Source organism: Fibrobacter sp. UWEL (genome assembly GCF_900142535.1).
Classification (GTDB): Bacteria; Fibrobacterota; Fibrobacteria; order Fibrobacterales; family Fibrobacteraceae; genus Fibrobacter.
Map to the genome: position 1 here is coordinate 19,267 of NZ_FRBE01000017.1, position 13,774 is coordinate 33,040.

Sequence of the window (13,774 nt, forward strand, 5' to 3'; positions counted from 1 at the left end):
GCAATCCGGGGCTTTTAACTTTTGTTAGGCAAGCGCTTGCGCCTAGATGTTTAAGAGAGGGCTTCCTTTAGCTTTTTCAGCAGTTCGGCGTATTCCTTCTGGAGGGCGTCGTGATTGCTTTCGATGTAGGAAGTGTCTCCTGACTTGCAGGCGGCTTCCATTAGGCGGGCGTGCTCGGAAAGTGTCTTTGCCCCGATGCTCATGGAGGTGCTCTTCAGGGAGTGGGCGTTAATCTGGTAATTCTTCCAGTCGGCTGCCTTGAAGAATTCATCCATAGACTGGAGCTTGTTTCCTTCGATGTATTCCTGGAGCAGTTCCTTGTAGAAATCCATGTCGTTCATGGCCAGAGAAAGCCCAGCCTTTGTATCTAGACCCGTAATGCTGTCTAGTCCAGAATTTTTCTTAACCTTGGTTTCGTTTACAGGCTGTGAACTTTTTGCGGGGGCCGCTTCCTTGGCTTCGGGTGTTTTTACGAATTGCTTGAGGACGCGGAACAATTCCTTTTCCTGAATAGGCTTGGACAGGTAATCGTCAAATCCCACTCGCAGGTATTCTTCTTTTTCTCCAAGGACTGCATTTGCAGTCAGAATGACAATCGGGGTTGTGACGTTGATGCAGTTTGTTTTTCCCCTGACCGTACGGAACACTTCAATGCCGTCCATAACGGGCATCATGTGATCCAGGAAGATAATGTCGTACTTGTGTTCGTCCATGAGCTTTAATGCTTCCTGGCCGGAAAGTGCGGTATCCACGGTCATTTGGGTCTGCTTCAGGAATCCCTTGGCCACCAGCAAATTCATGTGAACGTCATCTACCACGAGAGCTCGTGCATTGGGCATTGCCACGGCGGTTTCCTGAACTTGCTTCTGGTTGAGCATTTGTCTCTGCAATTCTTCGAAATCGCCCAACAGTTCACGATTCTTGATGCGCTGGGGAATGCGCACCTTGAAGGTGGATCCCTCATTGTATACGCTGTCTACGGATATTTCACCGTTCATCATATGAACCAAATTGTTGGTAAGGTTCAGTCCAAGACCGGTTCCTTCGATATTGCGATTGCGTTTCTCATCCAGACGGGTGAAACTGTCAAAAATTTGATTCAAGTTTTCTTTCTTGATTCCTATGCCGGTATCGGAAACTTCAATACAGAGGGTTACCTGGGCATCATTGAGAGGTCGATGATAAACACTGAGCTGAACGTTGCCTCGTTCAGTGTACTTAATGGCATTGGACAGCAGGTTGTTAATAATTTGACGGATGCGAACTTCATCGCCGTTCAGTTCCGTGGGAAGAGCCTCATTGATGTCCAGAATGAAGTTAAGTCCCTTGCTGAAGGCGCGCTGAGCTGTCAAGTTGTAGGCGTCGTTGATCAGGTTGAATACCTTGTAGTTGACGGGGACAAGGTCCAGCTTCCCGGATTCGATTTTGGAAATGTCCAGGATGTCATTCACGATGGATAGCAGGGAATTACTTGCACTCTGGATATTACGTGCGTATTCTAGAGTAGTCAGGTCTTCGCCGCATTCCTTCATGAGCATAGCGTCCATGCCGATAATGCCGTTGATGGGCGTGCGGATCTCGTGGCTCATATTGGCAAGGAACTGGCTCTTTGCCTTGTTGGCTGCCTGTAGTTCCTTGTCACGTTCTAGATATTGCTTGCGCTGCTTTTCGTAAATGTGGTTCTGGAACTTAAAGGTGGCGCCTAGGATGACGGATACACAAACGATTGTCTGTAATGTGTCTAGGAAAGTGTATCTATTGGAAACGACCTTCACAAATTCCGGATGGATATAGGCTATGGTCAATGTGGTGACGACTACGGCAATGTTCAATGCAATCATGGCTACACATTCTTTGCCCTTGAAGAGGAACCAGGAACACACTAGGCCTAGAGCGAGCCATGTGGGCATGCCGGAGTCAAAACCGCCAGAGGAGAAGAAGGCGATGGGGAATGTGATCATGTTGATGACAACACAGATGAGAATCGCTGCCGCTCTGGTGTTACTCTTGACTACGGAGGCGTAGAGTGCGATTAAAACGAAGAATACGCTGAAGATGGTGACTAGCGCTGAAAGTTTTTCGCCATTCGCGAAAGTGATAATGGTCGAAATAAAGCCTGTGAAAAAGACTGCGATAATCATCAAATGCAGAATTTTCTGATTGATGCTGTATTCTTCTTTTAGAATGGTGTTGGTTACCGCGTTGATTACGTTCTTGACTCTACTTGCAACTGTGCATTTCTTGGACGAACTGGAACTGCTTTCGTGCTTGCGTCGCTTGAACATCAGACCGAAGCATCCTGCACCGCCGTGGACGGAAATGGTGGCGGAGGCCTCCTGGATAATGATTTTCTCGAAATGACAGTGCTTTTCGATTTCGTCGGTCAGTTCCTTTAATTCGGTTGCGTTAAGACCGATGTGCGCGATAAATAGCACTTCCTTGTCGATTAGATAAGGTAGTCGCAGACACTGTGCGATGTACTTTTTGGCAACCTTGTCCCATTTGCCGATGAAGGCATCGCGGGCATTCAGCTTTGTCCCTCTAGGTTCTAGACAAGGGTGAAGTAGGAAACGGTCGCAGATAGTTTTGACCCAAGGCTTGATGTTTCCGCGCTTGGTGAGGGAATCCGTTTCCTTGACGATAAAGCTGGAGGAAATGCGTCTTGTGATTTTTGGAACTTGCTTGATGATTTCGTCTGCGGTAGCTCCGGCCATTGCCATACGGGAAGCTTCTATGGCGAGAATGCCAATTCCGCAGGAAACCAGCGGGGTGTCCATGATGGTGACGTTTCGAAGGTCCTTTGCGGCGGCGGTTGCGTTTTCGTAACCGCGGCTAGCGTTACGTCCCATACAGAAATGAATGACGTAGTCCGCTTGTTTAAGCTGGTTTTCAAAATAGGCTTTGTATTCTGCTACGGATGCAGGTTCCGAAACGGCGGAGGCACCTTCCTTAGCCATATAGATCAGCAAGTCCCGCTGGTCAATGTCTACGCCATCGATGAATTGGCCTTCGTTGGTCTTGACGTAGAAGGGCATGACGGCGACGTTGAAATCTGCTGCCAGCTGGGAGTTTAAGTCGGCAAGGCTTTCCGTAGAAATCTGTACAAGTTTATGCAGACTCATTACGCCTCCCTATAGAACTTCTTGATGACGCGAGCCATTCGTGAAACTTCAATGGGCTTGGAAATAAATTCGTCAAAGCCTTCGCTCAGGAACATGTGGCGAGCGCCACTTACTGCGTTTGCAGTAAGTGCGATGATTGGAATTGCCTTGTAGCGGGCGCTCCTGATTTCGTGAATTTTCTTCATGCACTCGATGCCGTTCATACCGCGCATCATGTAGTCCATAAAGATGATGTCAAATTCCTCGAAGTTGCAGCGTTCGATGGCGTCTTCCCCGCTGGATGCCGTCTGTACGTTCATTCCCAACTGTTGGAGAATTTCGCGAGCAACACGGAGGTTCAGTGCGTCGTCGTCAACCACCAGAGCTTTCATTCCGTTAAACTGGGCGTTTTCAAATTCATCAGAATGCTGGAAATCCTTCTGACCCGGGGTAAGTGCTTGAAGATTGTTCAAGATGGAAAGGGTGTAGATGGGCTTTCTGAAGATGTTGATATTGCTATGGTTCGGTAGCTGGAAACTCTTTCCTGCGAAGATGCTGGTATGGTATGTCTCGCTCAAGGTTTCGAAGTATTTCGGATCCATCTTGTATTCCCATTCAGCCACGAAGATGTGGGTGATACTTCTGGAAGAAATGATGTTCTTTAGGCGACTGAGTGAATCTGCTACGTAAATTTCGATTCCCACAATACTCTTGAAGTTCTCGATAATGCGCTTGTAGATTTCGTTGATTTGCGGGTAGACGTACTTGTCCTGGTTGAAATAGCAAGCCACCTTGTATTTTTCGGCATCCTTCAGGACCAACGTGGGACGGGGGCTAACCACCTTCTGGGGGAATGAAACGTGAATGCGGCTCGTTGCGTTGTCGGGGCTGTCAATCTTGATGAAACCGCCCATCTTTGCCACGATTCCGTGGACGACCACAAGACCCAGCTCCAAACCGTTCTTTCCCTTGACCATGTTTTTGGAAGTATTGAAACTGGCGTAGATGTCAGCAATCTCGTCCTTGGTCAAACTCTTGCCGACGTTAAGAATGTCGATATTCAGGTTGCAACCGTAATCATGGGGGCTGGAGGATACTCCCAGGTAAAGTCCGCCTTTGGTGGTATCCTTCATGGAGTAATCCAGAAGGAGGGTGAGGATGCGTCTGATCTTTCCTTCATCGCCATGAAGGATGGCGGGAACATCCTGCTTAACGTCAATGGCGAGCTCCAGCTGGTCGTATTCATCGTACCAGATGAATCCTGTGGAAATGTCGTTGACTACAGACATGATTTCGTAATCGTTTTCCGAAAGCTGCAACTTGTTGGTAAGAATTTCTGAATAGTCCAGAATGTTGCTGATGTCGTCGGAAAGCCTACGCCCTGCCTTGTAGATGGAATCCATGCTATTGAAAAGTTCCTCGTCCAGGTCCTTTTTCAAAATCACTTGGCTCATTCCGTTGACGGCGTTGATGGGCGTTCTTAATTCATGGGAGATGTTTTCCATGAAGATTTTATTGTCTTCACGGGCGGTAATGGCTTGCTTTTCCAAGTTCAGTCGGGAATCTCGTTCTACCTGCTGGAATTTCTGATGGAATAGGGCGATGGCCGTTGCACTAAAGATGGAAAGTGCTCCTAGAACTAGTCGCATGGCCATGGTGGTGTCGGGCTTTGCTTCAAATCGGCCTGTTATAATGAGGTATGCAAGTTCGACGGGAAAAATCAGGGCGAGAATCAACACGGGCGTTTTTGCGTTGTTGATTGCAGAAAGAAAAATGAAAATGATGACTACTAGGGGGAGGTCTGCTACGCTAACGGGGTCGGATCCGTAGTAGAGCATTAGTCCTGCCACTTCTAGCGTATAAATTGCCATTCGAGTCTGGTTGGATACCACCCTGGAAATGTGGAGGTACCACGAAAAAACGATCATGGCCGCGATGACGTACACAATCCATTCGCCCCAGTTTAGGAGAGTGGCGACCGTGGCGAGCAAAATGCTCATTAATGTACTGATGATTAGATATACGATGTGATATAGGGTTTTATACTCTTTTTGCTCTTCCATACAAAGGAACAAAATAGAAAAATATGTAAGGTTATTATAATAAAATAGTGCGTAAAGTGGAAAAAGACTCGTTAGGCCTGTGTACGCTAGTATTCCAAAGACGGTTTGGTAGAAAAAACTCCTGATTTTTCTAAATTTGCGCCTGTATAATTATAAAGGGACACATTATGCCTACTATGACTTCTGCGCAGGTGCGCGAATCCTTCATCAAGTTCTTCGAGAGCAAGGAACACTTGTTCGTCCGCAGTTCTCCCGTGGTTCCCCACGATGACCCGACTTTGATGTTCACTAACGCTGGTATGAACCAGTTCAAGGCCATCTTCCTGGGTGACAATCCCAAGGGTTGGAAGCGTGCTTGCAATAGCCAGAAGTGCCTCCGTGTTTCTGGTAAGCATAACGACCTTGACGTTGTGGGTCGCGACAACTACCACCACACTTTCTTCGAAATGCTGGGTAACTGGTCTTTCGGTGACTACTACAAGAAAGAAGCAATTAGCTGGGCATGGGAACTCCTGACTGAAGTTTGGAAGCTCCCCAAGGAACGTCTCTTTGCAACCGTTTACGAAGATGATGACGAAGCATGGCAGATCTGGAAGGACGTTTCCGGTCTCCCCGATGACCGCATCATGCGTTTCGACGCTCACTCCAACTTCTGGGAAATGGGCGACACCGGTCCTTGCGGCCCCTGCTCCGAAATCCACTACGACCGTGGTGACCTTGCTACCCAGATGGAAACCTTCAAGGACCCGATCCTGGGCGTGAACGGTGAAAACGACCGTTACATCGAAATCTGGAACAATGTGTTCATGCAGTACGAACGTATCAGCGATGGCTCTCTCATTCCGCTGAAGGCCAAGAACGTTGATACCGGCATGGGCTTTGAACGTATCTGCGCTATTCTTCAGGGCAAGAAGAGCAACTACGATACCGACGTGTTCACCCCGATTATCTCCAAGGTTGCCGAACTCTCCGGCGTACCTTACACCGACGACGTGAACGGCACCCCCCACCGCGTGATTGCCGACCACATCCGTGCAGTGTCCTTCGCTATTGCCGATGGCGCTCTGCCCTCTAACGAAGGCCGCGGTTACGTGCTCCGTCGTATCCTTCGCCGTGCAAGCCGCTTTGCTCGCCTGCTTGGCCAGAAGGACGCTTTCATTTACAAGCTGGTTCAGGTTCTTGCTGACACCATGGGTGATGCATTCCCCGAAATCCGTCAGCGTCAGGCTTTCGTTACCGAAGTGATCAAGAGCGAAGAAGATCGCTTTATCAAGACTTTGGATGCAGGTCTCGAACGTTTTGAAAACATCGTTGCTGAAATGGGTTCTGCTAAGGTCGTTCCCGGTGACAAGGTCTTTGTGCTGTACGATACCTATGGCTTCCCGCCGGACCTCACTGGCATCCTGGCCGAAGAAAAGGGCCTCACCATCGATGAAGCTGGCTTTGAAAAGTGCATGGAAGAACAGAAGGAACGTGCTCGCGCCAATATGAAGCAGGGCATCAACACCATGGGTACCGAAGGCTGGACCCAGTACTCTGAAGCTTCCACCAACTTCGTGGGTTACGAACTGTCCGCTTGCGAAACTAAGGTTGTTCGCTATCGCGAAGACAAGGGCGTTCTCTCCATCGCTCTGGAAACCTCTCCGTTCTATGCAGAAATGGGCGGCCAGGTTGGCGATAAGGGTACTCTTGTTTCCAAGGATCTTGAACTTGCTGTGTTCGACACCGTCAAGGTGAACGACACCGCTCTCTGTCGCGCCAAGGTGGTGAAGGGCGAAGCTAACGAAGAAACCATGGGCGGCGTCTTCATGGCAACCGTTGATGACGAACGCCGTTCTGACATCCGTCGCAACCACTCCGCAACTCACTTGCTCCAGGCCGCTCTCCGCGAAGTACTTGGCACTCACGTTCAGCAGCAGGGTAGCTACGTTTCTCCGGAAGTTCTCCGCTTTGACTTCACTCACTTCAACGGTATGACTGCCGAAGAAATTCAGAAGGTCGAAGACATCGTGAACGCAAAGATCATGGAATGTCTGCCGGTTCACACCGACGTCATGGGCGTGGACGAAGCTAAGGCTTCTGGTGCTATGGCTCTCTTCGGCGAAAAGTACGGCGATACCGTACGCGTCGTGAAGATGGGTGCAAACGGCGAAGAATTCTCCAAGGAACTTTGCGGTGGCTTGCATGTGGTGAACTCCGGTAACATCGGCATGGTGAAGATTATTTCTGAATCCAGCGTTTCTGCTGGTGTTCGCCGTATCGAAGCTGTTTCTGGCCGCGGTGCCATGACCATGCTCCGCGCTGGCGCTCAGATTGTGAACGCTCTCCGCGATCGCCTCCGTTGTAAGGATGCCGAAGTTCTGGAACGTATCCAGCAGGCTTTCGAAAAGACTCAGTCTCTGGAAAAGACTCTGCAGTCCGTGAAGCTGGAACTGGCAACCATGATCGCTGGCGATGTTCTGAACGGCGCTCTGGACGTGATGGGCGTGATGCTCTACGTTCGCGAATTCGACATGCCGGAAGACAAGTACAAGGAACTCTTGGACGGTATCCAGAACAAGCTGGACAAGGGCGCTGTGGCTGTCATTGCTAACAAGGTTAACGGCGCTGGCTCCATCGCTGTGATCGTGGGCAAGGACGTTCAGGCTAAGGGCATCAAGGCTGGCGACATGGTTCGTGACCTTGCTGCAGCATGTAACGGTAAGGGCGGTGGCCGTCCGGACCGCGCTCAGGCTGGTACCCGCGAACCTGAAAAGATTTCCGCAGCTATCAAGGATGCCAACAACTGGATTAGAGCTAAGTTGGGCTAATCAGGAGGAGGCCGCGCGCCTCTCCCAAATGTCACCCTGAGCGTAGTCGAAGGGTCTAGCGAAAAGACTCCGTGAAGAACGGAGTCTTTTTGTGTTTTTTAGCGAAGTATTAATCCGAGAATTTGCTTTTCTAATTGCTCTGCTTTTTCTGCAATCAGTTGTGTCAATTCTGCAGCCTTGGGTGAAGATGTGTCCACGATTCTGTGGTTCACTGTCTTCATGAATTTTTCCACCTGCTTCATGTCGGCGATAGTCTTTTCATTGCAATAGGTATCGCGCATGCGTTCGAAGATGTATTCCTCGGCGGTGGCAGTTAAGTGACTCATATCTTCTGCGTAGAAACGGTAATCCCGCAGCTCGTCCATGACGATTTCGTAGCTAGGGAAGTAGGACACTGCGGAACTATTTGCTCCAGCGGTATCGGCGAACTCCTGCAAAACCTTTTCGATGGCCAAGTGCAGCGTTGCTTTGGAAAGATTGTTCCCGTGGGCGCCATCGTTCAAATGACGTAACGGTGAAACTGTGAAGACAATTTTGACATCCTTCGGAGTCGTCCCGTTGTCATTCTGAGCCACTCTTTCGTCATTCTGAGCGGAGCGAAGAATCCAGTGGCAAATGTTCCTTATCGCTTCTGCAGCTTCCTCAACTGCAATCAGTCTTCTTTCGAATAAATTAGCGGGTTCCTTATGGCAGTTGGCCACGGCTTTACCCGTTTCCTTCAAGAAGTACACGAATGCGGTGCCTAAAGTAATGAACACCACGTCGGCCTTGGCTAAACTGTCACGAGTGTTTTTTATTACCTGACGGAGCTCCTCGCTGGGATAGGATCCCTGGTAATCCCAACGACTCCAATTATCGGCGCAACCATCTCCAAACTCCGGGGAACCTACGATTTTTGCAATCTGGTTTTCAATGGAAAGTGGGTTGTAGACGACGCCTAGGGGATTTGCCAGGACATGAAACTTTCTGTCCGCGAAACGCCTGGAGATGTTTTCTGCAAAGCAGGAACCGATGAATACCAGGTTGGACTTGTAGTCGATTCTGAAATCGGCCTGGGGAATGTCTATTTTCGTGAAAAGTTCCATAATTCAAAGACAAACATAATAGAATCTTGAACGAAAAGTGCTATATTGAACCCATAATTTTAGCTTTTAAGGCATATTATGAAAATCGGAAAGACTGAAGCTCGTCTGAATGCAGAAATCGAAAAGCGCGGCGCCCTGTTCGCAGTGCTCTTGGATCCGGACACTTCTGATGAAGCCGCCTTCGTGAAGGCTGGTGCCATGGCTGCCGAAAACGGCGCGGACTTGCTCCTGGTGGGCGGTTCCTATCTGGGTAACTTTACTCTGCCCAAGGCTGTTGCCGCTCTTAAGGCAAACGTGGATCTTCCCGTTGTTCTGTTCCCTGGTGGCGCCTCTCAGGTGGTGCCGGGCTTTGATGCCATGCTGTTCATGACTTTGGTCAGCGGTCGCAATCCCAACTACCTGATCGACGAACAGGTTCGCGGTGGCGCCCTGGTCCGTGCCTTGAACATGGAAGCTATTCCTACGGCTTACCAGCTGATTAACAGCGGTAAACGTACTACGGTGGAATACATTAGCAACACCATGCCGGTTCCTGCCAACAAGCCCAAGCTCAGCATGGTGAACTCTATCGCTGCAGAGTTGATGGGTATGCGCTATGTGTATTTGGAAGCGGGCAGTGGTGCCGAAGAACCGGTTCCTGTGGAACACATTGCCTATACTCGTAAGGCTACCGAAATGACCATCATTACCGGTGGTGGCATTAAGGACCCTCAGACTGCTGCGGTTCGTGTAGCTGCTGGCGCAAATATCATTGTGACCGGCACCCTGTGGGAAAAGGTTCAGGACCCGAAGCTTCTGTCTGAATTCGCCGCCGCTATCCATACCAAGGGATAGACGCTTCGGAGCAACTCAGCGAATTTAAAGATTGTCCTCGATCCACTGGAATCGCTTTAAGGTCCAGTCCTTTAAGTTCTCTACGGCTTCCTCATAAGAGTCGTAGGGCTTTTTTAATGCCCAGTTCTCCGTATTCGTGATAATGGGCCAGCGCTTGTATTCGTTGTCGATAGCGTCTCGGATCTCGCTTACGTATAGAGGAATGCTGTCGATGAGGGCGCGGAACTGCTCTCGGTGTTCCGCCCAAAAACTGGCGGCCTTATTTCTGACGTCACGATCCTTGAAGATGTCTCGATGCCAGTGTCCATTGCGGATGTACCATCCATCGGCACCGCGATTTTTGGGATAGGACTGATTTCCGAAGCCGAGATCCAGGTCCCAGATAGGACCGAAATGAATGGGCTGATCCTTTTCCCAGGTCATGAAAATGCTTCGGGAAAAATTGCCATCTTCGTTTTTAGAATATTCCTGCAGCCAATATTGCAGAACGTAAGATTCCAGGTCGATCCAATCGTCCATTTGGTTTTGGGCGTTGTAGGTGATTTGAGATAAATAATACTCGAAATAAATCAGTTTTTCTCTAAGAAGTTCGGCGGATTCTTTCGTAAGATTCTTTGGACTTTTGATGTGGAAACTTCGATCCTGCTTGGTGGAGACGTAAGGAGTATCCAATTTTTTTGAGTCTTCCTTTTCGAATAGGAAGGAATATTCGTTCTTGGGAATGTTTACGCGATTTTTGGCCACCTTCACGGTTTCCGTGAATTGATAGAGCCCCATGTATTTGCGGTTGAGGAAGAGTTCCACGAATTGATCCCTAGGGGTGTAGCTGGCTTCTAGCCATTCCGAAAGCCTAAAGATCATGTGGTTGCGAATGTATGTCTTGTCACCGTAGTTGGCGATCAGCGCCCAATCTCGATTTTGGGGCATTCCGAACATGGATTGCTTTTCATTGAATTCCAACTTCAATCCGTATTTAGGCATTTTGGCGCTGGAGTTTCCGCGGCCGCGAACTGTTAATTCCAATACTGAATCCTGGGGACCATCGGCTCCATAAATTTGCAGCTTGGCCTTGTGTTCCGTAGTGACATCTCGAATCTGGGCGTAGTCCTTGGTTTCAATAACGACGCGGGGGAGGCCTGCGTATGGGTATTCCGAATCGTCTAGGGGAAGGTATTCCTTGCCGTTAGCGTCCAACAGGACGGGATCAGTTTCGTCCCAGAAACATCCTGACAGGAAAGCGGCTGCAAGCAGCCCAAGACCTGCGGTACTTATATGCCGCAGGATCTCCTTGCCTGTATTTTTTAGAATGTCCAATGGAAACCTCATAACCCTCTCTAAAATAAATAATTTATACGCATTGGTCCGGCCGCTAACTATATTTAACGCATCATGAATAAATCCTTCCGCAACATTTTGGTTTTGCTTTGCGCCTGCTTTTTAGGGCTGGGCAGTGGAGGGGCTGTGGAATCCTTGCGTCCCGTTGCCGCTCCCCGCACCTTTGTGGAATACGCCTTCGAGGCGGAGCTGGATGAGGACGTGTATAGCGGGGATTTGTCTCTTTCTGCGGAATACGCCCCTTGTGATTGTTTCGGGATTTATCTGGATGGTGCCTACCGCATGCTCAGCTACAGCTACGAGTATTCCACCGAGGGCTATATCCATAATTATGCCAATCTTCATGTAAGCGGGCTTAACGAGACTTATCTAGGTTTCGAGACGACGGTTTACCGCAATTTCGGTGTGGATGTGAACTGGCGTTTTCCTCCGAGGGATGGCTCTCGAAAGAATCGTTTCCATCGGTTGAATGTGGAGCCCTATGGCGTGTTGCGGTTGGCAAAGAATCTGGAACTGGGCGCCTCGTTCCGCTATAACACCTTCCTAGAAGATAAGAACTACAAGCCTGGTGACGAACTGGGGCTGAAAGCAAGTGTAGCTTGGCGTCCCTTTGACGAACCGGGTGAATCACCCCTTTGGGCTTTCTCGGGCGTGGCGCTTTTCCAGGCACGTATTGAGGAATCGAAAAACCTCAATATGAAAAAAGCCTATCAGAAGATGGATGACATCTATCAAGGCTTTAAGATGAAATTGTCCGTCAGGCGGTATTTTGATTTTATGAAGGTTCCCTTTGGGGTGGGTATGGATTATGAAATCCACACGGGAACCCTCTTTGGCTTTGAGACGGGCCACCGGATTGGTGCCCATATCTCCTTCAATTAAGGAGTGTTAGCCGTGCTTTCTGGACTTCTGGTGAATGTACTTGGTCAGGAAGTTGTAGAACTGTTCCGTCTTGGAATTGTCCTGCTTGTTGCGACGTAAGGAAATCACCAGATCGCGTTTGAATTCCGTGTTGGTGATTTCAAGAAGTTTAATCTTCTTGTGGTCCATCTTACCCCAGGAAAGTTCCGGCCAGAAGCTGACGCCGATGCCTGCGGCAACGGCTTCTTTGATGGCGGCTGCGTTATCGCTTTCAAAAGTGACGTTGGGATGGAAACCGATGCGGTTGCACAATTCGTTACAGATCTTGCGATACTGCTTGGAACCGTAAAGCTTGATGAATTTTTCGTCCTTCAGGTCGAAGAGGGAGATGGATTCCGTCTTCTTGTACTGGGCAGTGTTGGGAACTGCCAGATAAATCTTTTCGCTATAGATGAACGTTTCGTCGCTGTTGGTGTTGTCCAGTTCCGGCCTATAGGTGGAATAGGTTCTTACGCAAATGTCAAAGACGTTGGTCTCTTCGTTCTGGACCAAGTCCACGTTCATTTCGGAATTGTCCTGCTTGTATTCAATAACCGCATGGGTAATGAGGGTGGAGGCTGCCAGAACGTTCAGCTTCACATTGTTGTTCTGCTGGTCGGCAGTGGCTCGCAACTGATCGGGCAGGGCCATCATACTTTCGTAAAGAGGTTGCAGCTTATCGTAGAAAAACTTTCCGCTTTCAGTAAGCTTGATGTTGCGGCCGGCGGTCTTGAATAGGGCTACGCCCAGTTCGTCTTCCAGCTTGTGGATTGCCTGGGTGAGGGCGGGCTGCACGATACAGAGATTCTTGGCGCTCTGAGTTACATGCTCTGTACGCGCCACTTCCAGAAAGTATTTAAGCTGAGTCAGTTCCATTGCCTGTAAATATAAGCAAATCCAGTCTAGGTTTCTAGACTTCTGATTCATAATATTTGATTATGACATGATAATTTGACGTGATGAAAGTTTTTTGTACTAATCACTTGTGATTATGAATTCAATACTGAAAAAATATTAGTCAAAAGTGATGAATCCATCTACATTTGGCTGCGTAAAAAGAGCTCTTAAAATTTTAAAACAAAAAATCCCACTTTAAGGAGATTGAATTATGAAGCTCAAGTTCATTGCTACCATGGCCCTCGTTGCTTTTGCAACTCTTACTTTCACTGCATGCGATAAGGCTAATTCCTGTTCTTATGACGAAACTGCAAATACCCTCTCTTGCCAGGAAAAGACTTATAAGACTGTAAAGACCGGTGGCAAGGTTTGGATGGCTGAAAACTTGGCCCGCTTCGATTCTGACTCCAGCTTCTGCTATGCAAGCAATCACGACAACTGCGAAAAGTATGGCCGTCTCTATCCTTATGAATCTGCAAACACCATCTGCCCCGATGGCTGGGCTCTTCCTTCCAAGGCTGATTTTGAAGCTGTCGACATGAAGGCTCTCAATGTGCTGAAGGCAGGCTACCGCTATGCAAGTAACGGTAAGTTCGCTGATGAAGGCGTAAGCGCAAGCTTCTGGACTGCAGATTCCTATGATGATGCCCGCGCTACTATTGTCCGCGTGACTGACGATGGCGTTGCTTACGATAACTTCAGCAAGAGCATTGCCTACTCTGTACGCTGCATCAAGAAATAATTATAAA

At 48.8% G+C, this 13,774-nt stretch carries 9 protein-coding genes; 4 read left to right on the forward strand and 5 right to left on the reverse strand.

The window, feature by feature from the left end; genetic code table 11:
- Nucleotides 1-50: 50 nt before the first annotated feature.
- Together BUB59_RS10975 and BUB59_RS10980 are read right to left on the reverse strand one after the other, a co-directional pair.
- Entirely contained in the window at nt 51-3,122 is a 3,072-nt protein-coding gene (locus BUB59_RS10975) for a DegV family protein (protein WP_073229881.1), read from the reverse strand.
- A complete protein-coding gene (locus tag BUB59_RS10980; RefSeq protein ID WP_073229883.1) occupies nt 3,122-5,101 on the reverse strand; it encodes an ATP-binding response regulator in 1,980 nt (659 codons plus the stop codon). The genes BUB59_RS10975 and BUB59_RS10980 overlap by 1 nt, the downstream gene beginning before the upstream one ends.
- A 230-nt stretch (nt 5,102-5,331) precedes the next feature.
- Between BUB59_RS10980 and alaS the strand changes: the two genes are divergently transcribed.
- Nucleotides 5,332-7,974: an alanine--tRNA ligase gene (gene alaS / locus BUB59_RS10985; RefSeq protein WP_083540294.1), complete on the forward strand. Its 2,643-nt coding sequence runs from the start codon at nt 5,332-5,334 to the stop codon at nt 7,972-7,974.
- Nucleotides 7,975-8,072: 98 nt separating this feature from the next.
- Here alaS and BUB59_RS10990 read toward each other — a convergent pair whose 3' ends face one another.
- On the reverse strand, nt 8,073-9,059 hold the full coding sequence (locus BUB59_RS10990) for a GSCFA domain-containing protein (RefSeq protein ID WP_073229887.1): 987 nt from the start codon (nt 9,057-9,059) through the stop codon (nt 8,073-8,075).
- A gap of 78 nt (nt 9,060-9,137) precedes the next feature.
- Here BUB59_RS10990 and BUB59_RS10995 point away from each other — a divergent pair, with 78 nt between their 5' ends.
- Nucleotides 9,138-9,893, forward strand: a complete 756-nt coding sequence (locus BUB59_RS10995; protein WP_073229890.1) for a phosphoglycerol geranylgeranyltransferase — start codon at nt 9,138-9,140, stop codon at nt 9,891-9,893.
- Nucleotides 9,894-9,917: 24 nt separating this feature from the next.
- Here BUB59_RS10995 and BUB59_RS11000 read toward each other — a convergent pair whose 3' ends face one another.
- On the reverse strand, nt 9,918-11,219 hold the full coding sequence (locus BUB59_RS11000) for a CotH kinase family protein (RefSeq protein WP_083540295.1): 1,302 nt from the start codon (nt 11,217-11,219) through the stop codon (nt 9,918-9,920).
- Nucleotides 11,220-11,282: 63 nt separating this feature from the next.
- On the opposite strand from BUB59_RS11000, the gene BUB59_RS11005 reads away from it, so the two are divergent.
- Nucleotides 11,283-12,110 (forward strand): hypothetical protein, encoded by an 828-nt coding sequence (locus tag BUB59_RS11005; RefSeq protein ID WP_073229894.1) that lies wholly within the window; start codon nt 11,283-11,285, stop codon nt 12,108-12,110.
- A 6-nt stretch (nt 12,111-12,116) separates the two neighbouring features.
- On the opposite strand, the gene BUB59_RS11010 is transcribed toward BUB59_RS11005, so the two are convergent.
- Nucleotides 12,117-13,004 carry a LysR family transcriptional regulator gene (locus tag BUB59_RS11010; protein WP_073229896.1) on the reverse strand — a complete coding sequence of 296 codons (888 nt, stop codon included), beginning with the start codon at nt 13,002-13,004 and terminating at the stop codon, nt 12,117-12,119.
- Between the two features lie 232 nt (nt 13,005-13,236).
- Between BUB59_RS11010 and BUB59_RS11015 the strand changes: the two genes are divergently transcribed.
- Nucleotides 13,237-13,767 (forward strand): FISUMP domain-containing protein, encoded by a 531-nt coding sequence (locus BUB59_RS11015; protein WP_073229912.1) that lies wholly within the window; start codon nt 13,237-13,239, stop codon nt 13,765-13,767.
- Nucleotides 13,768-13,774: the final 7 nt, after the last annotated feature.